This is a genomic window from Solibacillus sp. FSL K6-1126 (genome assembly GCF_038003445.1).
GTDB lineage: Bacteria > Bacillota > Bacilli > Bacillales_A > Planococcaceae > Solibacillus > Solibacillus silvestris.
Genome location: NZ_JBBOPD010000001.1, coordinates 2,710,734 through 2,736,106, shown reverse-complemented (window position 1 = coordinate 2,736,106; position 25,373 = coordinate 2,710,734). Strand labels below are relative to the sequence as shown.

Genomic DNA, 25,373 nt, shown 5'->3' with positions numbered 1-25,373 from the left:
AAAAAGCTTTGGCAAAAAGACCAGATTCATATACAATATGCCATACATATAGTTGGAAGGCGTGCGATTTTACTGAAGGAATGGTACGATAATAAAGAATTACGGAAGAATCAGATGAAGGATGTGGATGAATGATGACAGCAGAAAACAAGCAAAAGGAAATTACTACATATATCGAGCAGACACTTTATTTTCTATCGAATAAAGCGGACCTAGAAAAATTCGAAACGATGCTTCAAAAAAATATCGATGAAAAACGAGCTTCTTCCACTTCAACGACTGATTTTTATGATCGCTTAATGTTAAATATCGCGTATTACGTGGAAAATAAAATGGCATGGACTGATCTTGTCCGGGAAACATTAAGTACAGGAAAAGTGCCGACCGTTTCTTATATTGAAAACGAACTAATGGCGCAGCAAATGCAAATCCGTAACAGTGTCGGAGAGAAAATGGATGATTACAAAAAAGCATTCCATCAGCAATATGAAGCATTAAAGGTAGAAGATGAAGATGTGATTTACGATTATGCGTATGCATCTGTGGAACATGCGTACCGGATTGATTTTTTAACGGTTGCCTGTGCCAAAAATGCAACAATTTTAACAGAAGGCGATATTGAGGAAACAATCAAATTGCTGGATGGCTATATGGCTTATTACACGGACCAGCTTGTCAATAAAATGACGCTTTCTTAAAAGGAGATATAAAATGAATACACCATTTATTTATTTACACAAAGCACCTAAAGTTGAGGCAGATAAGCAACCTGCGATTTTCTTGCTGCATGGATTAGGGAGCGATGAAAACGATTTACTCCAACTTGTTGATTCGTTTTCAACACATTGTCATATTTTTAGCTTGCAAGGGCCGATAAAACATCGCCCTGGCTATGCTTTTTATACATTTGAAGAAGAAGGTAAGCCAAATCGTGCAATTTTTGATAAAGTGCTGAAAGGAATTGAATCCTTTATTAAGGAAGCAATTTGGGAATTCAATTTAGATGAACAGCAAATTTATGTTGTCGGCTTTAACCAGGGGGCAGCGATGGCACAGTCACTTGCAATGGTGATGGGCAATGCCATTCGTGGAACAGCAGCATTGAGCGGATATTTACCGGAATTCGCTGCACTTGAATATAGTAAAAAAACGATGGATAAATCAAAAATCTTTATATCTCACGGAGAATATGATTATGATTATCCGATTGAATGGGCAGAGCATGCCGTTCGTTTTTTCAACGACTATGATACAGACGTTACATTTCGAACATATCCGGTAGGCCATGGGGTGAGCGAACAAAATCTACATGATTTAATCGCATTCTTATCGAAAGATTTACCGAACAATTTAAACTAAAGAAACAGCTGACGGAAGGTGAATTACTTCTCGTCAGCTGTTTTTTGTGTGTCCAGTAATTGTTCTGCTTCGGAAATGGACATCGGTTTATAAAAATAATAGCCTTGACCAGCAGGGCAGCCGAGTTGTTGAAGCATTGCCAGCTGTTCTTCTGTTTCAATACCTTCAGCAATGGGACGCATTTCAATATTTTTAGCCAATTGGATGATTGTTTGTACGATTGCATACATTCCAGGTTCATTCATTGAACTGACGAAGCTGCGGTCAATTTTAATTTCTGAAAAGGGCAATTGTGGTAAATAGCTTAATGATGAAAAGCCAATTCCAAAGTCATCAATCGAACATTCGATGCCCATTAGTCTTAGTTGATTCAAAATCTCTTTTGCTTTTTTAAAATCTACCAATTCAATGCTTTCGGTTACTTCCAGTTTAATATAATGTGGAGGCACATTATATTGATAGAATATATTTCTTATATTCTCCAGGAAATCCGGGTCGTAAAAATGGTCCGGCGAAATATTGAGCGCAATCGGTAAAATCTTTTTATTTTCATTCATACGATTTTCAAGCCAGATAAGGATCTGTTTGAAATTCAGTAAATCAATCGCTTTAATTTTTCCGGTTTGTTCTGCGATCGGGATGTATTTTACCGGCGAAATAAACCCGAGTTTGCTTGAATTCCAGCGAGATAGTGCTTCAAAACCTTCCACTTCGATTGTTTGGAAGTTAATTTTAGGCTGCAAATAAACTTCGAACTCTTCATGTTGAAGCCCATAAGCCAATTGATTGAGGATATCCATTTCTTCAGTCAGTTGTTTAGTACTATTATCTTCATATATAGAATAGCTCGTCCCAGTACGCTTCTGTGCATTGGATAAGGCAATATCCGCCTGATGTATGCTCTGTTCGACTGTCATTGACTGATTAAAGATTGTATAACCGATTTTTAATGTTATATAGATTTCTTTTCCGTCGATTTTATAAGGCATTTGTGTCAAAGACTCGAGATGCTGATTATAGGCAAGGAAACAATCACTTTCGTTTACTTTTCCTAAAATGAGCGAATTTGAAAAACGTGAAATGAGTGCATCACCATTTGGAAAGTAAACTTGCATACGATCTGCCACTTGACGCAGTATATCCGCTCCAGCATTCCTTCCGTATAAATCAACGACCTTATTAAACTCAGTAGGATGGAGGATGGCGACCATTCCTGAGCGACCGGCATTAATTAATTCTGATAATTCAGACTTAAAATAATGGAGGTTTGGTAAATTTGTTTCAACATCAAAAAAGGCAAGTCTGCTAAGCTCGATTTTTTGTTCAGCATATTTAATGGCTAATTGAATCAGCAGAGCCAATCGGTTTAAATAATTGATATCGATTTGCTTTAACTCCGTTGCATCTTGATTGAACAGGGTCAAAATGCCGCTTACTTCATTTTGAGGTGTTAATATAGGCTTTGTCCATGAGCCTTGAACATGGTTAAGATTCCAATAGTTAAAAAGTGCTTTATGCTGGTCTTTGTCTGCAAAGTCCTTTAAATAAACGGCATTCGAATTCAGACCGGTATTAGGCGAAATTTCCAATATATCGAGTTCATTAATAATCGGCAATGGCAATGAATGTGTGCCTAACGATTTGACTTCACAATTTTCATTGAAAATATGAATGGCACAATATACATCGCGAATATAGAAAAGTTCAATTTTCTCCGTAATTAAATTTAAAATCGATTGCAGATTGTCTTCATGATCGATTGCTTCATACACTTCATGCTCCAATTTATAAACCATTTTATTTAACTCTGCCTCTGTTGTATCTTCACATGTTATTAAAATATATTGAATGACATTGTCTTCATTTCGAATCGGATGAAGGGTAATCGAATTCCAAAAAGCGGAACCTTCTTTCATATAATGCAAAATCGTAAATTTTTTTGCTACGCCTGATTTTAAATGTAAATTTAATTCTTCGATTGATGTTTGATTCGTTCTGTGACCATTGAAAATGTTGATATTTTGATGGAGCAATTCATTCATTTTAAATGAGGTCAGTTTTAAAAAATGTGAATTAGCATGTAAAATAGGTAAATTTTCATCATTTACATCAATGATGAGCGATCCTTTCGAAAGCTGGTTACTTAAGGTTTTTAGCCAATTAAATAAGCGGTCTTTTGATAGGGGTATAAATTGATCTATGGTCATTCTAACTTCCCCTTTAAAAAGTAATGTGTATTTTAACTAAAGTATACCAAAATTCCTATAAATTTAAAGTAAGATTATATTAATATAAAAATATTCCTTTTAATTGATTCTAAAGTACTTGGCGGGAAAATAGAGTTTATTAACTATTTTAACGCAAAAAAAAGAAACTAGTAAATATGAAATTTACTAGTTTCGGTCGTTAAACATTATTTTCGGTATTCATCGATTTTTGATGTAATTTTATCTTTGACATCAGCAACTCTTTCCTGAGTTTCGCCTTTTAGCTGATCGCGCTGACCTTCTACTTGTAAAGATGGATCATTTGTATTTTTACCGATTTCTTCTTTTACTTCACCTTTAATCTTATTTCCTGCACCTTTTAGTTTATCTGTAAATCCGTTTGACATACTATGACCTCCTCAAAGTTTAGATATTATTTATATTCCCTCATGTATTATTACTAAACAAAGTGGATAGAAAGTTTGAATGAAAACAAACTAAAGGCATTTAATGTATGTAGGTTTTATAAAAGTGATGAAGAATTTCCTGACCGTCTTCGTTTACAAGTGTCTGTCCATTCATATGCATGGATACTTTTGTTTTGGATTCATCCATTTTGTCATTTTTAAATGAAAGAATGACTTCTACTTGGCCATTTTCTTTTAAGAGTTCTTTTTGGCTAGCAGTAAATGAATGTGTGGCAAATAAGCCGTTATCTTGCCAAGTACCTGTAATTTTTAACTGCGGTGTTTCTCTGTTATCGTCATAATCCCATTGCACATCGCGTAATATAGTCTTAAATAAATCGTTAATAGTAAAAGTTTGATTGTCGAATTCAATTTCAGTTGCTCGAATGGAATGGACATCGATTGAAATCGCTGAAGCTGCTTCATTTGCTTTTGTATTAATACCTGCCGCCGCCTCTTTCATGTCCGCTACCGTATCACCACATCCAGCCATTAAAATTGTAGTTAATAGTACTAAACTAAATCTTCTCATTAGATTCCCTCCAATGCTGTCATTTCATTCATCTTACTAAATTGTGATGAAAGATTCGCCCGGATTTTTAAACAGATTGTGAAAAAAATGTAACAGATTATAATCAGTCGAATATTCCGAGATGGTTTGCATTGATTCGTCATGAATAACGTTCGCCACTCTGGGCATGATTAGAAAAGATATGAATTGCATGGCGCTGAATAGTCCATCATCTAAATAATCGAAAGTGAGTGATCTTAATGCGGATTAATGATGAATTGCTAGACAAACTGGGAATTTACTTTGTTTATCATGAAGTGTATAACAAATATGGCATTACTTTTGAAAGCTTTGTGGATCGTTGGACAAGAGGAATTTTGGAAATTTAATTTTGTGAAATAAAGCAACTCAAACCCTTTCACACGACGGAAAGATACGACCTAATCGGGAGCGTGTCTTTTTTCTGTTTTCTTTTTGGAAAAAGTTGTTTACGATAAATCTATCTACAATAGTTACTAAAGGAGAACAAACAATGAAAGTACGTGAAATGGGGATAACAATTGGGCAATTGCCTCCAGGGGATAAAAACTGCATTACAGATATTGAAGGTGTAAGTGTGGGGCATGTAACTTTGAATTATCCGTTAAATGATTCAGGTGATGTGGCTTGTACTGGTGTAACAGCTATTTTACCGCATCGCGGCAATCTTTTCCGTGAAAAGGTGACAGCTGCCAGCTATATACTAAATGGTTTCGGGAAAACAACTGGTCTCGTTCAAGTAGATGAACTTGGTGTAATTGAGTCGCCAATCATGCTCACCAATACATTCGGTGTGCCGAATGTAGCACAGGGGACACTTCAATATTTACTTGAACAAAACGAAGAGATAGGAATTTCGACGGGGACAGTCAATATAATTGTCGGGGAATGTAATGATAGTCATTTAAATTCCATTCGCCATTTTCCTGTTAAAGCTGAGCATGCAATTGAAGCAATACAGCAAGCTAAAACAGATGAAATAGAAGAGGGCGCTGTCGGAGCAGGAAGAGGTATGGTTTGCTTTGGCTATAAAGGCGGGATTGGTAGCTCCTCCCGCATTGTTGAAGATCAGGCAGGTCAAAAATATACGGTCGGGTGCCTTGTATTGAGTAACTTTGGGAAGGCGAGTGAATTTTTAACAGACCGATATAAGGTTACTGCTGAAAATAGGGAATCGACAATTAGTCCGACAGACGGCTCTATTATGATTGTAATGGCGACAGATGCCCCATTAAGTAGCCGCCAATTGAAACGAGTTATAAAGCGATGCGGGATAGGGTTAGGGAGAACCGGCAGCCACTTTTCCCATGGAAGCGGAGATATTGTCATTGGCTTTACAACAGCCCGCACAGTGCAGCATCAATTTGATGGAGAACAGGAAAGTCGCCGCCAGTTAAGAGAAGATCATGACGTCATGAACACATTATTTATGGCAGCTGCCGAAGCGACAGAAGAAGCGATTCTCAATTCTTTGTCACAAGCTACAACTACAACTGGGCGAAATAATCATACAGTCCAAAGCTATAATTTTGTCGAATAATGTCTTTTTTCGTTAGGTAAACTTAATAGCTCTATTTAGTCTTTTATATAGCTCCTATGTAGAAGGCTTTTTTTCTTATGAAAATATAATATCTATTGGGATAATATGATTTAAATAATTAACAAATAGTGTGATTTATCAAAGGCTTTCGCGTTTAGAATATTTATTTTTTTATTTTGAAAACTATTAGAAAAAACTTCCACAATCGAAATAAGTATGGTATTTTATAGATTATAAATAAAAGACAGAAAAATCTAAATCTTTAAAAATATTATTCTACACTGATGAATTTAATGATAAATGGAAGGGGTATCTAAATAAATGAAAGTATATATAAGTGCGGATATCGAGGGGATTACGGGCACAACAGTTTGGAGTGAAACCGAACTTAACGCTCCAGATTATGCACAGTTTCAAAAACAGATGACAAAAGAAGTGCTGGCGGCAATCGAAGGTGCATTTGCAGGCGGTGCCACAGAAATTTTACTGAAAGATGCACATGACTCCGGCCGAAATATTCTTATTGAAAACTTGCCAGAAAACGTAAAAATCATTCGCGGTTGGACGCAAGAGCCGATGTGCATGGTAGCGGGACTGGACAGCAGTTTTGACCGTGCGATTTTTATTGGTTATCACAGTGAAGGCGGCAGTGAGAAGAACCCGCTTGCACATACACTGAGCTTATTGGCAGATGTCAAAATAAACGGGGAATATGCAAGTGAATTCTTAATCAATACATATGCAGCTGCACTGCATGATGTGCCGATTGCTTTTGTTAGCGGGGATCAGGCATTAACGGAGCATATCGCCCGTTACAATGACCAAATTGTCACATTCGCGACAAAAGAAGGAGTCGGTCATGCAACAATTAATGTAAGTCCGCAAACGACATTGAAACAGACGAAATATCTTGTAGAACAATCAATGAAGATTGACCGAACAAAGCTTCAAATTGAATTGCCGAAGCATTTTACCGTAGAAATTATTTATAAGGATCATATTAAAGCATACCGGAATTCGTTTTATCCGGGCGCGACATTTAAGCCACATAATACAGTCCAGTTCAAAACAACCGATTATTTCGAGGTGTTGAGACTGTTACAATTTTTAACATAAAGCAGGTGAATTTATGAAAATATCGAAGGTTGAGGTGGGGCTGGTCGAGGCACCACTTATTACCCCGTTTAAAACAGCACTTCGCACAGTACATAGTATTCGAAATATCGTCGTCTTTATTTATACCGAGAATGGTCTAATCGGTATCGGGGAAGCAGCGCCGACACATGTCATTACCGGAGAGACTATTTCATCGATCCGCTATGCAATAGAAGAAGTCATTGCGCCAGCTATTATTGGAATTGAAATTGATGAAATTGCGCTGCTATCCCAACGAGTCGATGCATGTCTCTATCACAATACGAGCGCTAAAGCGGCGGTGGAAATTGCACTTTATGATCTCTGGGCAAAACAGTACAATGCCCCGCTTTATAAATTGCTTGGAGGCTACCGAAAAAATATTACTACGGATATCACCATTAGTGTGAATGACACGGATGAAATGGTGAAGGACAGTATAGCAGCTGTTAAACGCGGATTTTCCATTTTAAAAGTTAAAGTCGGCAAAACCCCGGCTGAAGATGTGGAACGTGTTCTGGCAATTAGAAAAGCAGTTGGTCCAGAAATTACGTTAAGAGTTGATGCCAACCAAGGGTGGACAGCAAAAGAAGCTGTAAAAATCATTAGTCAGCTTGAAGATAAAGGGGCAGATATTGAGCTCGTTGAACAACCTGTACATTACAGCGATGTGAAGGGCATGCAGTATGTTACGAGCAATACGTATACAAATATTCTGGCAGACGAAAGTGTATTCTCTCCAAAGCAAGCGATCGAGGTCATTGAAAAGCGGGCCGCGGATTTAATAAATATTAAGCTGATGAAAACGGGGGGTATTTCAAAAGCACAACAAATTAACCAGATTGCAGAGGCAAATGGTGTCGCTTGTATGATTGGCTGTATGCTTGAAACAAAAATTAGTGTCAGTGCAGCTGCGCATTTTGCAGCAGCGAACAAAAATGTCACAATGGTCGATTTAGATGGACCAAGTTTGTGCAGTGAAGATCCAATTGAAGGGGGGCCGATTTTCGAAGGGGAGAATATTCAAATGACCGATGCTCCCGGTATCGGGTTATTAGTAGAGGCTTACTTAGCCAGATAGAAAAGAGAAATGGGGGAAATGAGTTGAAGAAATCTTTATTAGCGTTACTGTGTATGTTTGTGCTTGTATTAGCAGCTTGTGGGGATTCATCCGATTCTGGTGAAACATCAGAATATCGAACAGTGTATTCCGGAGAAATTAAGACACTGAATTATTTAAAAACAGCAGAAACAAATGAATTTGCATTATCTGCAAACTTAGTAGAAGGTCTAATAGAATATGACCAATATGGAGTAGTTAAGCCTGGATTAGCCGAAAGCTGGGAATCCAATGAAGACGCGACTGTATGGACATTCAAACTTCGTGATGATGTAAAGTGGGTAAACCATGAAGGAAAAGATGTAGAAAATGTTGTTGCACAGGACTTTGTAGATGGTTTGAATTATGTGCTTGATGCGAAAAACGAATCTTCGACAGCGTGGATTGCAACAGTCGTGAAAAACGGCGATGCCTTCTACAACGGCGAAGTAACGGATTTTTCACAAGTAGGTATTAAAGCAATCGATGAAACGACACTTGAATACACATTGGAAGCGCCGACACCATACTTTTTATCGATGCTGAACTATGTATGTTTCTTCCCTGTTAATGGGGAGTTCTTAGCTGAAAAAGGTGATGCTTTCGGAACGACTCGTGAGAATATTTTATATAATGGCGCATATATTTTAGATAAATTCGAACCTCAGAATGAGCGTGTACTTGTGAAAAACGACGAATACTGGGATAAAGAAACAGTGAAAATCGATCGTATTCGCTATAAATACAATAAGGAAGCGGCAACTGTTGCACCTGAACTGTTCCTACGCGATGAGATTGATGGGGCATTAATACCGACATCCATTTTGGATGAATGGTTAAACAGTGACGACAAAAAAGATTTAGTACGCCAAAATACTAATAACTTCTACACATACTTCTATGCATTAAACTTTGATCCGCAATATGATGCAGAGTATGAGCCTGAAAACTGGAAAGTAGCAGTAAATAATAAAGATTTCCGTAAATCGCTTTATCATGCACTTGACCGTGTATCAGCGATGTTAACGATCGAGCCTTACAATCCACAAGACTTATTGTCAAATACAATTACACCGAAGAACTTTGTGGATGTGGAAGGTGTAGATTACACAATGCTTGAACCACTAAAAGCAATTACAGAAACAGATTCATTCAACAAAGATTTAGCTCTAGAGCATAAAGAGGCGGCATTGGCAGCATTGGCTGGTAAAGCAACATTCCCTGTAAAGGTATTATTACCTTACAACTCTGGTTCACCAGAATGGGCAAACCGCTCACAAGTAGTGGAACAGCAGCTTGAAAACCTTTTAGGTGCTGATTACATCGATGTGGAACTATATGCAGGTCCTGCGACAGGATTCCTTGGTGAAGTACGTCGCCCTGGTAAGTTCTCAATGATCGAAGCAAACTGGGGTCCTGACTTTGCTGACCCGTCAACGTATACAGATCCATTTACAGAAGGCGGAACATATAACAAGCCGGAAATGGCAGAAGGTTATAACAGTGAATATAACAAGCTGGTCGAAGCTGCAAAAGCAGAAGTAGATCCGGCAGTTCGTTATGAGCTATTTGCAAAGGCAGAGGCATTTTTAATTGAGGAAGCATTTGTTATTCCGTACGCTGTAGGCGGCGGCGGTTACACTGCTTCAAAGTTAAATCCATTTGAATCACAATATTCGCCATTTGGTGTTACATCCGAGAAGTTTAAAGGTCAGTCTATCCTAGAAAAGCCAATGAGTAATGAAGAATTTAAGTCTGCTAAAGAGGCATGGGAAAAAGAGCGTGCGGAAGCTTTAGCAAACACTTCTAATTAATACGTAGGCATTTTAAATGGAGTTAGATAGGAGATGACAGGATGTTTCTGCATCTCCTTTCTGCTTTTATGCCTCATTTTTGTAGGTGTCACGGATTCAATAAGGAGTATTGGGCGCTAGCGACAAACCGATCCGGACGTCAATACGCCGAGGAATTGATTACTGAGGAGGGAACGTGTTTGGTAAAGTATATTGCGAAACGATTCGCGCAATCCATATTGACGTTATTCATCATCATTACAATAGTTTTCTCCCTGTTACGATTAATGCCTGACGAAGGCTATCTAGGCGCAGCAGCAGAAAAAATGTCGCCTGAACAACAGGAAATCTATTTAACAAATCTTGGCTTACGGGATCCGTTATTAGTCCAATTAAAAAATTTCTACGTTGACCTTATTCAAGGCGACTTAGGGAAATCGATTACATACCGTACAGATGTACCAGTACTTGACATTATTCAAGATAAAATGATGTATTCCATTTTGTTTGGATTAGGGGCTGTAGCACTCTCATTATTAGTTGGGGTACCGTTGGGCATTTTAATGGCCCAGTTTAAAGGGCGCTGGCTCGACCGGCTCGGCACAGGCTATATTGTTATTGTTGTAGCAGTACCGGCGATGGTGTATTTCCTCATGATTCAAATGTATATTTCAGAATGGTTCAACTTGCCGATGCTGTTTGATGAATACAATCCACGGAGTTTTATTTTACCGTTAATCTGTTTGGCGCTTGGTCCGATTGCGTCATATGGAATGTGGATGCGACGTTATATGGTGGATGAGCTGAACAAGGATTATATTAAGCTGGCACGGGCAAAAGGTGTGACAGAGCGTACGATTATGTTCCGCCATGTGATGAGAAATGCCTTTATACCAATGGCTCAATATTTACCGGCAACAATTTTATTTACGATTACCGGTTCGATTTATATTGAATCATTATTTTCGATTCCAGGTATGGGTGGATTGCTTGTAGATGCGATTCAGCGCCAGGACAACAATGTCGTACAAGGTTTAGTGCTTGTATTTTCTTCACTAGGGATTATTGGATTAATTTTAGGGGACTTACTGATGGCAATTGTTGACCCTCGAATTAAACTAGGGAAAGGGGACAGTGTACGCTAATGGGAATTTTCACAAAAGAAATTCAGAATATTTCGGAAAAATCAACAGAACAGCTGCATGATCAGATGTTTGACTTTGCCGCTGTCGATGATGCAAAAGCGGAAGAAACAGCTTATTCCAATTATTCTTATTGGCGTTCGACCTTCCGCTCCTTTAGTAAAAATAAAATTGCTGTTTTTTTACTTGTATTTGTCATCGTATTGATCGCATTTACATTCGTCCAACCTTATTTACCAGATCAAAAATCACCGACTCAAATTTATTTGAATCCGGACACTGGAATGCAGGACCGGAATGTTGCTCCAAATGATGAATATATTTTTGGGACAAACTCCATCGGTCAGGATTTATGGTCCAGAATTTGGGAAGGGACAAGGACATCCTTATTTATCGGTTTTGCTGTAGCGATTATTGAAGTGCTGATCGGTTTTACAGTTGGTGCGTTATGGGGCTATTCTCGAAAACTCGAGGCACCGATCACCCAGCTTTACAATATCGTGGATAATATTCCGACAACGATTGTGCTGATCTTAATGGCGTATATTTTGCGACCTGGCGTATCGACGATTATTATTGCCATGTGTATAACCGGTTGGGTTGAAATGGCTCGCTTCCTGCGAAACCAGATTGTCATACTGCGTGACCGGGAGTACAATCTGGCTTCTAAAACATTAGGAACACCCGGCTATAAAATTATACTGAAAAATCTGCTCCCATATTTAATTTCGGTCATTATGCTGCGAATGAGTTTAGCAGTGCCAGCAGCAATTGGTGCGGAAGTATTTTTAACTTATATCGGCCTCGGATTGCCGGTAAGTGAGCCATCATTAGGAAATCTGATCAATGAAGGAAGAGTATTGATGATGTCACCGGATTTACGCTATCAGCTAATTTTCCCAAGTATCGTGCTGAGTGTCATTACGATTGCCTTTTATATTATCGGGAATGCTTTTGCCGATGCGGCAGATCCGAAAAATCACGTTTAAAGAGGAGGGCGTTATATGGAACAGGAAAAAATATTATCCATCGAAAATCTAGTCATAAAATTTAAACTGCGTGGACAAACATTGACGGCTATCCGTGATATTTCGCTCGATTTATATAAAGGGGAAAGTCTTGCAATTGTAGGGGAATCAGGTTCAGGGAAATCGGTATTAGTAAAATCAATTATGGGTCTGCTTGATAAAAACGGCTATATTGCAGATGGACAAATTCACTTTGACGGCCATGATTTATCGAAATTTAAAACAGAGGCGGATTGGCTGAAAGTTCGCGGCAAAAAAATCGCAATGGTTACACAAGACCCGATGACCTCCCTTAATCCGCTGAAAACTATCGGAAAACAAATTGAGGAAAGCGTTGTACTGCATCAAGGGTTAAAAGGAAATGATGCATATGAAAAAACATTACAGCTGTTGCGTGATGTAGGAATTCATGATGTTGCACGCCGCTATAAGCAATACCCGCATGAATTTTCCGGCGGTATGCGTCAGCGCATTGTGATAGCGATCGCTGTTGCCTGCAACCCGCAAATTTTGATATGTGATGAGCCGACAACTGCACTCGATGTAACGATCCAGGCACAAATATTGCAGCTGTTAACCAATTTACAGGAGAAATATTTGCTGTCGACAATATATATTACCCATGATTTGGGGGTTGTTGCAAAAGTCGCGGACCGGATTGCAGTTATGTATGCCGGGGATATTATTGAAGTTGGACAAACTGAGGAAGTATTTTTCGATGCAAAACATCCGTATACATGGGCTTTGATTTCTTCACTCCCTCAATTGGGAAATAAGGGCGAGGAATTATATTCAATCAAAGGAACACCGCCGAATTTATTTAAAGAAATCAAGGGCGATGCTTTTGCGCCGAGGAATCAATATGCACTGAAAATCGACTTTGTAGAACGTCCGCCTTTTTTCAAAGTGACGGATACCCATTATGCACGCACATGGCTCCTTGATCCAAAAGCACCGAAAGTAGAACCCCCTGAAGTGTTGCAAGCTTTTTTTGCGGAAGGGAGACAATATGCAAATGACTAAAAACAGTAAAGAAAAACTCATTGAAGTGAAAAATATTGATATCATTTTTGGACAAGGGAAAAAGCAGTTCAAAGCAGTAGATGATGTAAGCTTCGATATATATAAAGGTGAAACATTCGGGCTTGTTGGAGAATCCGGTTCAGGAAAAACAACGATCGGCCGTGCGATTATGCGCATTAATCCGATAACTAACGGAGAAATTCTGTTCCATGGTAAACCGATCAATGGTCGTATTACCAGCGCTTGGGACCATGAAATTACCCAAAAGATTCAAATGATTTTCCAGGACCCCGGTGCTTCTTTAAATGAGCGGGCAAAGGTTGACTATATTGTTTCGGAAGGCCTGATTAATAATAAAAGGTACGGCAATGAACAGGAGCGGATCGATAAAGTAAAAAAAGCATTACTGGAAGTCGGACTGCTGCCGGAATTTGCCTCACGTTTCCCGCATGAGTTTTCTGGCGGACAGCGTCAACGGATCGGTATTGCCAGAGCGCTCGTCATGGAACCGGAATTTATCGTAGCGGATGAACCGATATCTGCACTGGACGTCTCCATTAGAGCTCAAGTATTGAATTTATTGTCCAGCTTACAGGAACATCGTGATTTGACCTATTTATTTATCGCTCATGACCTGTCAATTGTCCGCTTTATTACAGATCGTACGGCGGTCATTTATAAAGGGAAAATCGTTGAACTGGGTGAAACGGAAAAGCTGTTCAACAATCCGCTGCATCCATATACGAAAGCATTGCTGTCAGCCGTTCCGGAACCGAATCCGCTAAAGGAACGAAGAAAAAAGCTGCAAGTATATGATCCGACTGTCCATCAGTATGAAATGGACTCACCTGAATTTGTTGAAATTGAAGAGGGACATTTCGTATTGGCCAATCAAGAAGAGCAGGCACAGTATCGGGCGGTGCTTGCCGGAAGTGGAGTGTAGACGATGGCAATGATAATTCCGAAGTCACTGAAAAAAGGGGATACGGTAGCATTAATCAGTGCATCCGGAGCAACACCGGAACACCGTATCGAACGTGCCATCCAGGCAGTGGAGAAGTTGGGTTTCCGTGTAGTAGTAGGAGAAACGTGCAGAGCGCGACACGGTTATTTTGGAGGCAGTGATAATCTGCGTGCAAAAGAACTGAATGACATGTTCCGCAACCCTGAAATAGACGGTATTTTTTGTATTCGCGGGGGCTATGGAGCGACAAGGATTTTACCGATGCTTGATCTGGAAATGATTAAAGAAAACCCGAAAGTATTTGCAGGCTACAGTGATGTTACAGCACTGCATATTGTATTCAATCAACACTGTGGATTTGTAACGTACCATACACCGATGCCGTCAACAGAATTTATTCGTCCTGAAATGGATGACTATACATGGACGTATTTTATCAACAGTGTCACCAATACCGGATGGAGTGATTATTTCCTGGAAAATGCGGAAGGCCAGAATATGAACACCGTTGTTCCTGGTACGGCTACTGGTGAATTAGTGGGAGGAAATTTAACACTTGTCAACGCATCTCTGGGGACACCATACGAGATTGATCTGAACGGGAAAATTCTATTTTTGGAAGACATAGATGAGAATGTACAACGGATCGACCGAATGCTTACACAGCTTGCATTGTCAGGGAAACTCCAGCAGCTGTCAGGTATTTTGCTGGGTGGTTGGACGGATTGTGGGCCAATGGATATAAATAATGAAGAAAATAATTTAAGTTTGGATGCTGTATTTGAAGAAATTTTAGTGCCATTGAATATTCCCATAATAAAAGATGTAACATGTGGTCATGTGCTGCCGACGATGTCATTGCCGCTTGGTAAAACCGTAACGATCGATGCAACGGATAGATCGATTCAGGTTGTAGGTTAGTCCGATGCATAAACAACTTGATCGCATCATTGCACAATGCCCGTATAAAGTCCATGTCATTGTCGAAGACTACAAAACGAACGAAATCGTCTGGAAAATTCGGGCTGAGAAAATCTTCAGCAGTGCAAGTATAATCAAAGTGCCGATTCTCATTGCTATATTAGCTCATTTGCAAAAAACGAACGGCAGTTTAAATCAGGTTTTCAAAATTGCGCCGGAAAACATGGTCGATTTCAGTGTCATTACAGAGCAGAAGCAAATACGAGCTACACTGCATGAACTGTTACTTTGGATGACGATTACGAGTGACAACACAGCAACAAACGTATGTATCGATCTATTAGGCATGGACGCATTCAATGACTATTTTAATGAAATCGGCTTACATAATACTCGGGTCCAGCGGAAGATGATGGATTTTGAACGTCAAAAGCTCGGCTTTGATAATGTAACAACAGCACAGGATATGCAGCAGCTTTTCCGGAAAATTTATAGAGGTACGCTTCTTACAAGTGAATGGAATGCAGTTGCACTTGATATATTAAGCAAACAGCGCAGTCACGAATCACTCAAACGCTATATCGCAGACGATGTGAAGATGGCCCATAAAACAGGCGGTCTCGATACTGTGGATCATGACACAGGAATTGTATTTTTAGAAGTTCGCGATTATTTTATCGGGGTATTCATTACAGAAGTGACCGATAATGATAAAGCGAGACAAACGATTGGTGCTATTTCTAAAATTGTCTATGAGCATTTTACAAAACAGGAGGAGGGAACCGATTGAATGCCGTAGTGAAAACAAAAATTGCGAGTTTACATGCAGAACCTGACACGCATTCTGAATTAATCGATGAGGTGTTGTATGGGATGCCGGTCGAGGTACAGGAAGAAATTGATGAAACTTGGGTCAAAATCCTTACTTTTTACCGTTACGAAGGCTATACATTAAAATCCAACTTGCATATTGGAAGTGAACCTACTGTAAACTGGGTATATGAAGCGAATGAGGTCGTTATTCAAAGCTTTGCCGATGTTCTTGCAGCCCCTAAAATACAAAGTGAAAACATCATGACATTGACGCGGGGTGCTTTTATAAAAGTTGTACTGGAAGCAGGACTTGATACAGCTTGGGCAAAAGTGCAGCTTGTTACAGGGGAAGAAGGGTATGTACGGTCAGCCTGGATCCAGGATCGAGTTAAAGTATATACGGCAAATGAAGCTTTATTTCGCAAGCAAGTTGTGGAAACGGCTTTTCGCTATATGGGAACTCCATACCGCTGGGGTGGTAAAACACCTTTAGGCATTGACTGTTCAGGACTTGTTTCGATGGCCTATATGCTGAATGGCGTCTATATTTTCCGAGATGCGAAAATAGTGGAAGGTTTCCCGTTAAGAAAGATAGAACGTGAAAATTTAAAGCCGGGGGATCTAATTTTCTTCCCTGGCCATGTAGCGATGTATATTGGTAATAATGAGTATATCCATTCCTCGCTAGGAGGAAACGAAGTCAATGTAAACAGCCTGAGCTTGCAACATGAAAATTACCGCGAAGACTTGGCGACAACAATTACGGAATATGGCAGTATTTTTTAATACAAAATTAAAGGGTTAACCCAGCATGATTATTGCTGAGTTGACCCTTTTGGTTATTGTAGAAATGGTTTTGTACAACTAAAAGTTTTTAAGAATCCAATCGTTTGCTTCTACCCAATTACTAACGCGAATTACGTTATTCGGTACGGACATTTGATTGTACGGTGTATCAAATAAAATGACAGGAATTTTAAGCTCTTCGGCAATTTCCACTGCATTATCATGTTTGTCTTCGAAAAAAGCTTCTACTCCATGCTTTTTTGCGATGGCAATTTTGTTATGACTGCCGATACATTCGATATGGTCATAAGGTACTTTAAATTGATCAAACCAGTTTTTTGTAATATCGAAAACATTTTCTCCACGCGCAGAAATATAATAAAGCTCATACTGGTTTTGCCATGCTGTTAAAATGCGATGTGCATCAGCAGCAAGCTCACTTACTTCATACATTCGTGGCTCATTTTCTTTAAACCAGGCCTGAAACTGTGCGCGGTCTACAGGGTGTGGAAAGCCACTTAAAAAATCATATTCCGTTACATCTTGTAGCGTCATATTAATATTGTATTGTTTATTAATATGTGGAATTAATGTAGCAGGACATGTGACAGTCCCATCAATATCAATGCCGAACCGATGTTTTAAGTTTGTCATTTCCATTACCTCATTTCTTTACACGCTTGCATTTATTTCTGCTTCGCGCTTTGCAACCATTTCAGCAGCTAATTTATCGATTTCTTTCTTCAGTTCTTCCACCATTGTTTCTTCAGGAACTTTACGAACTGTTTTACCTTTCATGAATAACAGCCCTTCGCCACGTGCACCGGCAATACCGATATCCGCTTCACGTGCTTCTCCAGGACCGTTTACCGCACAGCCTAAAACGGCTACTTTTAACGGAACATTCAGTTTAGAAATATATTCTTCTACTTCGTTGGCAATCGAAATTAAATCAATTTCAATACGGCCGCAAGTCGGACATGAAATCAATGTCGCCATGTTTGATGCCAAGCCAAATGATTTTAATAATTCACGAGCTACTTTAATTTCTTCCACTGGATCTGCAGATAATGAAATACGTAATGTATTCCCGATCCCTTTAGATAAAATCGCACCTAAACCGGCAGCTGATTTAACAGTACCGGCAAATAATGTACCTGATTCTGTAATTCCTAAATGCAGTGGATAATTGAATGCTTGTGCAGCTTTCTCATATGCTTCAATAGCCAAATTTACGTCCGATGCTTTCATCGAAACAATAATGTCATGGAAATCCAAGTCTTCTAAAATTTTAATGTGGTGCAATGCAGATTCTACCATTCCATCTGCAGTAGGGTAGCCGTATTTTTCGAGGATATGGCGCTCTAAAGAACCAGCGTTAACACCGATACGAATCGGAATACCTTTTGCTTTTGCGGCATTTACAACTGCCTCTACTTTTTCGCGGCGCCCGATGTTACCCGGGTTGATACGTACTTTATCGATGCCACCTTCAATGGCTTTTAGTGCTAATTTGTAATCAAAGTGAATATCCGCTACTAATGGGATATTAATTTGTTTTTTTATTTCAGGTATTGCATTTGCAGCACGCTCATCCGGTACTGCAATACGTACGATCTGACAACCTGCCTCTTCTAAACGTTTAATTTCGGCAACTGTTGCTTCTACATCATGTGTTTTCGTCGTACACATACTTTGGATTACGACTTCGTTATTACCACCAATTGTTAAGTTACCGACACGCACAGGACGTGTTTTCGTACGGTGAACGATTTCACTCATGAAAAATTCTCTCCTTTTCAGGCTTTTAATGTGGTTATATCACCTATATAGATATAACGATATGTAAGCCGTCACTGTTCCTTATTTTATCAGTGTATGAAAAGAAGAACAAGGAAGAAACATTATGAATTCAATTTAGACAATTTTCCTTCACGTTCGAGATGATTGGGATGAGGACAGTATCTCCTGGTACAAGTGGCTGTAAATTCAAATGCGGGTTAAGTTGATAAAATTGGGCAAGTCTTTCAGGAAAAGTGGTTTTAATAGGCGAGGGAGTTGCTGAGAATAGGCTGTAAATTGTATCGTCCTGCTGGATTTTTACGACTACATAGCTTTCTTTTTCCGCTTCCTCACATGATTGAGGAGCAGCATAAAAGGATGCTAATGGGAGCGTACCTTCCTGTAAATCTACTTTAATGACAAACGCAAACAACAAAAGCACAATGGAAGCTATTAAAAAGCGCAATAAAATCCTCCTTATCTCTCTATAATTTAACTCGTTAATAGATTGTTAAACTATATGATTCATAAGGAGAATTTATTATTTTTGTACGGGATATTTTGTTAAGGCAACGATTATAAAGAGCATCGTAATAAAAATACTGCTAAGCGTGATTACAGTTTGAGAGAGGATAAACAGATTTCCGAACATCGTTAGAAATGTTCCCCATGTACTTGCAAAAACAGCTGTTCGCCATACTTGCCGATATTCACCGCGTCGTCTCATCGGCCTAACGAAAAACAAACCTGCAAGTGCATATAAACTTACCTTAATAAAATAGATCGACGTATTTAGTACGAATAAAAATACAATGGCAATCGGGTAAACAATCCATTGAATATTTTGTGCATACTGTCCAATTTCCGAATAACCGAAAATTTCGGCTGTCCCTGTATTGATAAATTGGCCGAATGAAAAAGCGGTAATAAGGGTAATCATTAAAAAGGCATACTGCATCACTTTTCCAATTGATAGAATTCGATAGGCGCCCAGTTTATTAGGGCTTGTTAAACTATGTATAAGTAACTGCATATGTGAAATTTTCATTGTTGATTGCTCCTTTACAAAGGTAGTGTAACATGAAAAAAATTCGATTTGAACTCGGAATAGAAAATTGAATCTTTTCTTTGTTTATTACGTATAATCTGTGAACACATATAAGAATAAAATTTGAAAGGATGTGAAATGGTTGGACATTATTGCATGGACACTTATTATTGCGCTGTTTATTATCGCGTTTATCGGTTTAGTATATCCAATTATCCCATCTGTCTTATTTTTGTTGGGCGGGTTTATCGTTTATGGGCTATTTTACAGTTTTACCGAATTGCCGTGGTGGTTCTGGTTAATTGAGTTATTATTTGTTGCACTGTTATTTGCGGCAGACACGATCTCAAACCTAATTGGAGTGAAAAAATTCGGCGGATCAAAAGCAGGGATGTGGGGAAGTACGATTGGTTTATTGATCGGGCCATTTGTTATACCGTTTGCCGGAATTATCGCAGGGCCCTTTATCGGTGCGATCATTGGCGAGTTAATTGTGACACGAAGCAATCTACAGCAGGCGATTAAAGTTGGCGTTGGTTCAGTTGTCGGATTTTTAACATCGGTGGTAACGAAAGGTATTATTCAAGTCATTATGATTGTCTTGTTTTTTATTGCTATTTAGTTTCTTTTATTAATTGAAGTAGATTTAATTGATGGGGAGCAAATATTTGTAAAATCTATCGGATATCGCTTACACTAGTAGAGGAAAGATTACAAACACAGGTGAGACGAGTAATCCACAGCCTTTCCGTCAAAAGACTGAAATGCAAATATTACTGTTTTTTTCATTGAATGAGCAATCATTTTTTGATAACCTAGTACTGTAATCAACATTAATTACTTGTTCCAGGGAGGAATATTATCATGGCATTCAAATTACCAGAATTAACTTACGCTTACGACGCATTGGAACCACATATCGATGCAAAAACAATGGAAATTCACCATTCTAAACACCACAATACTTACGTAACAAACTTAAACGCAGCAGTAGAAGGTACTGAATACGCTGACAAAGACATCAACGAGTTAATCGCTAACATCGATGCTTTACCAGCTGACAAACAAACTGCTGTACGTAACAACGGTGGCGGACATGCTAATCACACATTATTCTGGGAATTAATCGCTCCAGGCGGTTCTAACACTCCAGTAGGTGAAGTAGCTGCTGCAATCGATGCAAAATTCGGTTCATTCGACGCTTTCAAAGAAGAATTTGCAAAAGCTGCAACAACTCGTTTCGGTTCAGGTTGGGCTTGGTTAATCGTTGATGGTGACGGTGTAGCTGTTACTTCAACTCCAAACCAAGACTCTCCAGTAATGGAAGGTAAAACACCAATTCTAGGCTTAGACGTTTGGGAGCACGCTTACTACTTAAACTACCAAAACCGTCGTCCAGACTACATCGGTGCATTCTGGAACGTAGTGAACTGGGACGTTGTAGAAGCTAAGTTCCAAGCTGCAAAATAATTAAATTTGCACATTAAAATTTAATTATTTCTGTACCGAAAGCGAAGCGGCAGGTACAAAATATTTTAAACGTAAAACGCATGAGAAGTTTATTACTTCCATGCGTTTTTTGTATATATTTTTTTACAGTTATCTGCTACGCTCAAAATAGTAAATAGAATTGGGGTGCGGCAGTGGATGATTGATGAATTTATTGCACAAATTGATGAGAAGTGGCACGGTGCTTTTATCAAATTAATGGAGGCGATTGATGAGAACTTGCCGCCGGGGTTTGAAAAGTCAATTGACCGGAATATGATCGTATACAATGTACCATTAACTACCTATCCAAAAGGGTATCATGTAACACCGAACACGCCCTTACCGTTTTTGGCCCTTGCTCCACAAAAGCGCCATATTGGCCTTTATCATATGGGCATCTACAGTAATCCTGAACTTCTCAAATGGTTTCAGGAAGCCTATGCCGAAGCGGTTCCGACAAAACTAAATATGGGGAAAAGCTGTATTCGCTGGACCTCAACAAAACATATCCCCTATAAACTGATCGGGGAACTGAGCAAAAAAATGTCGGTAGAGCAGTGGATTGCTACCTATGAAAATGAAATACAGAGATAAATAAAGAAGGACAAACGAGCGGACATTTCCTTGATCGTCCTGTCTTATTGCTCGACATCTTGCATGGTTCCAGTGAATGGAACAAGATGCAGGTAGTCCAGCTTAATAATTATATTTTCTAAAAGGCTTTGTAACTTCGGTTGCAGAGCTTTTTTTTATATTTTATTCATCCTTATATAGTCGTAAGTACACCTAAACTAAGCTACTTGTGAATAAAGTAAAGAGAGGTGAGGAATAAATGAGCATGACGTACAAAAATATACTAGTTGCCGTGGATGAAACGAATGAGTCGCTGATTGCTTTTAGAAGAGCTGTGCAAGTGGCACGGGGTAATGTCGGAAGTAAGCTGTATATTGTTCATGTAATTGATACCCGTTCCTTTGCATTTTCAGAAGGCTATAACTTTGATATGGCGGAAAAAATCACGAATAATAAAAAGGATTTGTTAGATAGTTATGAAAAAAAAGCGCAGCAGTCAGGCTTGGTAAATATAAAAAAACTTATTGAATACGGAACGCCTAAGCATGTCATTGCACGTGATATCCCTCAGCAGGAAAAAATTGATTTAATTATTTGCGGTGTAACCGGAAAAGGGGAATTAGCCCGCCTTTTCCTTGGGTCTGTATCGGAAGGGATATTAAGAAATGCCCGCTGTGACGTTCTTGTTGTAAGAAATTCCTAAAAAGGTGACGAAGCTCCACGTAATTTTCGTGAAGCTTCTTTTTTGTGAAACTTTATAAAAGTCCAGCCGTCTAAAAGATGAATAATAAAAATCTGAACTCTTTTTTCATGGAGTTTTCAGTGTTATACTAAAAGCTATGACTATACATTCATGTACACGATACATAAAGTAAGGAAGGGGAAGAGTTCTTTGCGCAAAATTACGCAAAATCGTCAGCAAAATCCGAAGGCAAAGCAACGGGCAAGTTTAACTTTTCGGATGAATATCCTTTTCTTTTCAATATTTGTTTTGTTCTCAGTACTAATATTTCGTCTAGGATATATACAAATTGTAAAAGGTGAAGATTATGTGCGTGCATTAGAGCGTACAGAGGAAGTGCGGGTAAATACTAGTGTGCCCCGTGGCCGTATTTTTGACCGTTATGGTCGTATTTTAGTTGATAATCAGCCTGAAAATGCGATTACGTATACAAAAATGCAAACAACAAAATCCGCTGAAATGCTTGAAATTGCAGAAAAACTTGCAAATCTCATCGAGCAGCCGACAGAAAAAGTAACACAGCGCGATAAATTAGATTTCTGGATTTTACGGAATCCGGAAAAAGCAAAAGAAAAAGTAACACAAAAGGAAATGACGAAATTCCAACTTGAAAATGAAGAATTAGAAACGAAGGAAATCAATAAAGAATATGATCGACGGATTCGGGATCGGATTACAGATGAAGAACTGGAACAGCTTACCGACTTTGACCTGGAAGTTCTGGCGATTTACCGTGAAATGATGACTGGCTATAATTTATCACCGCAAATTATTAAAGGGGAGAATGTTACACCGGAAGAGTTTGCCCGCGTTTCAGAACAATTGGCGGATCTTCCTGGTGTGAATACGACAACCGATTGGAAGCGGGTGCGATTGTCTCCGTTAGCGGTTTTAGGCCGAACAACAGTACCGAGCAAAGGTGTACCTAAATCGAAACTAAACCATTACTTAGCCCGTGATTACTCTCGAAACGACCGGGTTGGGGAAAGTTATTTTGAAGCTCAGTATGAAGAAATCTTACAGGGTGAAAAATCAGTCGTTAAAAACATAACGAATAAAAAAGGCCAAGTAGTTGAAACGATGACGACTTTCGCAGGCGAGCCCGGCAAAGATTTAGTGACAACAATCGATGTGGAGCTCCAGCAAAAAGCAGATGAAATTTTGGAAAAGTATTTATTGGAATTGAAAGCTAAAGGTGGTTCTCAATTATTGGACCGAGGATTTTTAGTGGCAATGGATCCAAAAACCGGCGAACTTTTATCGGTAGTAGGCAAGAAAATAGAGAAGGATGAAGAGACTGGCAAACCATATATTGTCGACTATTCTTACGGTACATTTACGTCAGCATATGAAGCAGGTTCAACTGTAAAAGCAGCTACTGTTTTAATGGGCTACAATGAAGGAATTATTAAGCCGGGGACGGTTTTGCTCGATTCTCCAATGCGAATCGGGAATATTACGTTAAATACATTATTCAACAAGAATGGTAGTGTCATGGTTAGTGATTTAACGGCATTAGAGCGTTCTTCAAATGTCTATATGTTCAAAATCGCGATGGGTATTGGCGGCCGGACGTATTCACCTGGTATGCGATTCAGTTTAGCTCCAGGTACACTGCAGACAATGCGAAATGAATATGCACAGTTTGGACTAGGTGTGCCAACGGGGATCGACCTTCCTGGGGAATCGACAGGTTATCAGGCAGACCCGGATACCGATGTAAAACTATTAAACTTGGCAATCGGCCAGTTTGATACGTATACAACGATGCAATTGGCACAATATATTTCAACGATTGCAAACGGTGGCTACCGCATTCAACCACGCATGTTAAAAGAAATACGCAACCCTTCTAAAGATGGCGAGTATTTAGGGCAAGTTGTGGAAGAAGTGACACCTAATATTTTAAATAAAATTGAAAACAGCCAACGGGAAATTGAGCAAGTACAAGAAGGTCTGCGCCGGGTATACTTCGGGGCAAATGGTTCTGCCCGCCGTCAGTTTGAAACAGCAGATTATACAGCTGCTGGTAAAACGGGTACAGCCGAGGTAGTTTACTATGGACCGCAGCGTGATAAATGGAAAACTAACACGATCAATATTGTCCATGTAGGCTACGCACCATTTGATGATCCTGAAATTGCTTATGCAGTCATTTTTCCATGGGCAACAACGAACTTTACAAATAACTATTTACCACAGGCGAATTTGACAGCACGTGAATTAGTAGATTCCTATTTTGAACTGAAAAATAAATATGCAGAAGAGGGCTTATCTACAAGTAAAGTAGAAAAACCGATCATCAAGCATTCAGATGAAAAGCTGGATGAGGATGAAGAAGTTGAAACTGTAAATGAATAAAATTATGATCCCGTAGTTTCTGCTACGGGATTTTTTTAAGGAGAAGATTTAATGAGAAAGAAGATAATACATATTGTTGTGATCATCGGTGCCCTAAGTAATGCAGCGATTCTAGCATTCATGGATTTGCCGGCATGGCTCATTTTTTTAATGTCGGTAATCTATATTGCTATTTTTGAAGGGCTCCTGCTTGTATTGGAGCCCCGTTTAGTCCGTGCCGAACGCGAACGGAATGTTAAAGCCTATCCTTTTTTACGAGAATTGGTTGACGCAAAAAAAGCGACGGTTACAATGCGCGACGGTTCAGTGTTATATAATGCTACGTTCGAAGGCTATGCCCATCCAAAAGATGCGAAAACCATTTTACTTTATGTACATAAAGTAAAGACGAAAAAGGAAAAAGCAGCCTATAAGGAACATCCTATTAAACTTATTAACATTAAAAGCGTAAAAAAGATTCAATAAGAAGAAAATGAGACAATTTGCCGGGAACTCCTGTAAATTGTCTTTTTTATTTACAAAGCTTTACATTCAATTAACTGCGGAATTA

General features: G+C 39.0%; 26 protein-coding genes. 19 read left to right on the top strand and 7 right to left on the bottom strand.

The window, feature by feature from the left end; genetic code table 11:
• The first annotated feature begins 131 nt into the window (after positions 1 to 131).
• Both MHH44_RS13605 and MHH44_RS13600 read left to right on the top strand, forming a co-directional pair.
• Positions 132 to 698 (top strand): hypothetical protein, encoded by a 567-nt coding sequence (locus tag MHH44_RS13605; RefSeq protein ID WP_008407572.1) that lies wholly within the window; start codon positions 132 to 134, stop codon positions 696 to 698.
• 13 nt (positions 699 to 711) lie between these two features.
• A complete protein-coding gene (locus MHH44_RS13600) occupies positions 712 to 1,359 on the top strand; it encodes an alpha/beta hydrolase (protein WP_339262444.1) in 648 nt (215 codons plus the stop codon).
• A gap of 23 nt (positions 1,360 to 1,382) precedes the next feature.
• Here the strand turns inward: MHH44_RS13600 and MHH44_RS13595 are convergent, their stop codons facing one another.
• The 3 genes from MHH44_RS13595 to MHH44_RS13585 form a co-directional block, all read right to left on the bottom strand.
• On the bottom strand, positions 1,383 to 3,566 hold the full coding sequence (locus MHH44_RS13595; protein WP_340798853.1) for an EAL domain-containing protein: 2,184 nt from the start codon (positions 3,564 to 3,566) through the stop codon (positions 1,383 to 1,385).
• Between the two features lie 206 nt (positions 3,567 to 3,772).
• On the bottom strand, positions 3,773 to 3,973 hold the full coding sequence (locus tag MHH44_RS13590) for a CsbD family protein (RefSeq protein ID WP_340798852.1): 201 nt from the start codon (positions 3,971 to 3,973) through the stop codon (positions 3,773 to 3,775).
• A 100-nt stretch (positions 3,974 to 4,073) separates the two neighbouring features.
• Entirely contained in the window at positions 4,074 to 4,565 is a 492-nt protein-coding gene (locus MHH44_RS13585; RefSeq protein ID WP_065215646.1) for a 23S rRNA methyltransferase, read from the bottom strand.
• Positions 4,566 to 5,076: 511 nt separating this feature from the next.
• Between MHH44_RS13585 and MHH44_RS13580 the strand changes: the two genes are divergently transcribed.
• The 11 genes from MHH44_RS13580 (at position 5,077) to MHH44_RS13530 (ending at position 16,826) form a co-directional block, all read left to right on the top strand.
• A complete protein-coding gene (locus MHH44_RS13580) occupies positions 5,077 to 6,123 on the top strand; it encodes a DmpA family aminopeptidase (RefSeq protein ID WP_340798851.1) in 1,047 nt (348 codons plus the stop codon).
• A gap of 321 nt (positions 6,124 to 6,444) precedes the next feature.
• A complete protein-coding gene (locus MHH44_RS13575; protein WP_340798850.1) occupies positions 6,445 to 7,239 on the top strand; it encodes a M55 family metallopeptidase in 795 nt (264 codons plus the stop codon).
• Between the two features lie 13 nt (positions 7,240 to 7,252).
• On the top strand, positions 7,253 to 8,338 hold the full coding sequence (locus MHH44_RS13570; RefSeq protein ID WP_340798849.1) for a mandelate racemase/muconate lactonizing enzyme family protein: 1,086 nt from the start codon (positions 7,253 to 7,255) through the stop codon (positions 8,336 to 8,338).
• Positions 8,339 to 8,391: 53 nt separating this feature from the next.
• Positions 8,392 to 10,170 (top strand): peptide ABC transporter substrate-binding protein, encoded by a 1,779-nt coding sequence (locus MHH44_RS13565; RefSeq protein WP_445683055.1) that lies wholly within the window; start codon positions 8,392 to 8,394, stop codon positions 10,168 to 10,170.
• 179 nt (positions 10,171 to 10,349) lie between these two features.
• Entirely contained in the window at positions 10,350 to 11,294 is a 945-nt protein-coding gene (locus tag MHH44_RS13560) for an ABC transporter permease (protein WP_340798847.1), read from the top strand.
• Positions 11,294 to 12,280 (top strand): ABC transporter permease, encoded by a 987-nt coding sequence (locus MHH44_RS13555; RefSeq protein ID WP_008407552.1) that lies wholly within the window; start codon positions 11,294 to 11,296, stop codon positions 12,278 to 12,280. The genes MHH44_RS13560 and MHH44_RS13555 overlap by 1 nt, the downstream gene beginning before the upstream one ends.
• A gap of 15 nt (positions 12,281 to 12,295) precedes the next feature.
• The gene (locus tag MHH44_RS13550) at positions 12,296 to 13,342 is read left to right on the top strand and encodes an ABC transporter ATP-binding protein (protein WP_008407551.1); all 1,047 of its coding nucleotides are present in this window, start codon (positions 12,296 to 12,298) and stop codon (positions 13,340 to 13,342) included.
• The gene (locus MHH44_RS13545) at positions 13,335 to 14,285 is read left to right on the top strand and encodes an ABC transporter ATP-binding protein (protein ID WP_340799518.1); all 951 of its coding nucleotides are present in this window, start codon (positions 13,335 to 13,337) and stop codon (positions 14,283 to 14,285) included. Before MHH44_RS13550 ends, MHH44_RS13545 begins: the two co-directional genes overlap by 8 nt.
• Positions 14,286 to 14,288: 3 nt before the next feature.
• Positions 14,289 to 15,227, top strand: coding sequence for a S66 peptidase family protein (locus MHH44_RS13540; protein WP_340798846.1), 939 nt, complete (start codon positions 14,289 to 14,291; stop codon positions 15,225 to 15,227).
• Between the two features lie 4 nt (positions 15,228 to 15,231).
• A complete protein-coding gene (locus tag MHH44_RS13535; RefSeq protein WP_340798845.1) occupies positions 15,232 to 16,017 on the top strand; it encodes a serine hydrolase in 786 nt (261 codons plus the stop codon).
• Positions 16,014 to 16,826, top strand: a complete 813-nt coding sequence (locus MHH44_RS13530) for a C40 family peptidase (protein WP_340798844.1) — start codon at positions 16,014 to 16,016, stop codon at positions 16,824 to 16,826. Before MHH44_RS13535 ends, MHH44_RS13530 begins: the two co-directional genes overlap by 4 nt.
• A 78-nt stretch (positions 16,827 to 16,904) precedes the next feature.
• Here the strand turns inward: MHH44_RS13530 and MHH44_RS13525 are convergent, their stop codons facing one another.
• The 4 genes from MHH44_RS13525 to MHH44_RS13510 all read right to left on the bottom strand — a co-directional run bounded on the left by MHH44_RS13525 (position 16,905) and on the right by MHH44_RS13510 (position 19,656).
• Positions 16,905 to 17,480, bottom strand: a complete 576-nt coding sequence (locus tag MHH44_RS13525; RefSeq protein ID WP_008408578.1) for a 5' nucleotidase, NT5C type — start codon at positions 17,478 to 17,480, stop codon at positions 16,905 to 16,907.
• An 18-nt stretch (positions 17,481 to 17,498) separates the two neighbouring features.
• A complete protein-coding gene (gene ispG, locus MHH44_RS13520; RefSeq protein WP_008408577.1) occupies positions 17,499 to 18,608 on the bottom strand; it encodes a flavodoxin-dependent (E)-4-hydroxy-3-methylbut-2-enyl-diphosphate synthase in 1,110 nt (369 codons plus the stop codon).
• Positions 18,609 to 18,738: 130 nt separating this feature from the next.
• Entirely contained in the window at positions 18,739 to 19,074 is a 336-nt protein-coding gene (locus MHH44_RS13515; protein ID WP_008408576.1) for a hypothetical protein, read from the bottom strand.
• Positions 19,075 to 19,149: 75 nt separating this feature from the next.
• Positions 19,150 to 19,656, bottom strand: a complete 507-nt coding sequence (locus MHH44_RS13510) for a DUF1189 family protein (RefSeq protein ID WP_340798843.1) — start codon at positions 19,654 to 19,656, stop codon at positions 19,150 to 19,152.
• Between the two features lie 142 nt (positions 19,657 to 19,798).
• Here MHH44_RS13510 and MHH44_RS13505 point away from each other — a divergent pair, with 142 nt between their 5' ends.
• The 6 genes from MHH44_RS13505 to MHH44_RS13480 all read left to right on the top strand — a co-directional run bounded on the left by MHH44_RS13505 (position 19,799) and on the right by MHH44_RS13480 (position 25,288).
• A complete protein-coding gene (locus tag MHH44_RS13505) occupies positions 19,799 to 20,278 on the top strand; it encodes a DUF456 domain-containing protein (RefSeq protein WP_014823406.1) in 480 nt (159 codons plus the stop codon).
• A gap of 242 nt (positions 20,279 to 20,520) precedes the next feature.
• Positions 20,521 to 21,126: a superoxide dismutase gene (locus MHH44_RS13500; protein ID WP_008408572.1), complete on the top strand. Its 606-nt coding sequence runs from the start codon at positions 20,521 to 20,523 to the stop codon at positions 21,124 to 21,126.
• 177 nt (positions 21,127 to 21,303) lie between these two features.
• A complete protein-coding gene (locus MHH44_RS13495) occupies positions 21,304 to 21,741 on the top strand; it encodes a DUF1801 domain-containing protein (protein ID WP_340798842.1) in 438 nt (145 codons plus the stop codon).
• A gap of 238 nt (positions 21,742 to 21,979) precedes the next feature.
• The gene (locus MHH44_RS13490) at positions 21,980 to 22,423 is read left to right on the top strand and encodes a universal stress protein (RefSeq protein ID WP_340798841.1); all 444 of its coding nucleotides are present in this window, start codon (positions 21,980 to 21,982) and stop codon (positions 22,421 to 22,423) included.
• Between the two features lie 189 nt (positions 22,424 to 22,612).
• Complete coding sequence (locus tag MHH44_RS13485; RefSeq protein ID WP_008408569.1) at positions 22,613 to 24,823, top strand: peptidoglycan D,D-transpeptidase FtsI family protein; 2,211 nt, start codon at positions 22,613 to 22,615, stop codon at positions 24,821 to 24,823.
• Positions 24,824 to 24,874: 51 nt separating this feature from the next.
• The gene (locus MHH44_RS13480) at positions 24,875 to 25,288 is read left to right on the top strand and encodes a hypothetical protein (protein WP_008408568.1); all 414 of its coding nucleotides are present in this window, start codon (positions 24,875 to 24,877) and stop codon (positions 25,286 to 25,288) included.
• The last annotated feature ends 85 nt before the right edge of the window (positions 25,289 to 25,373 follow it).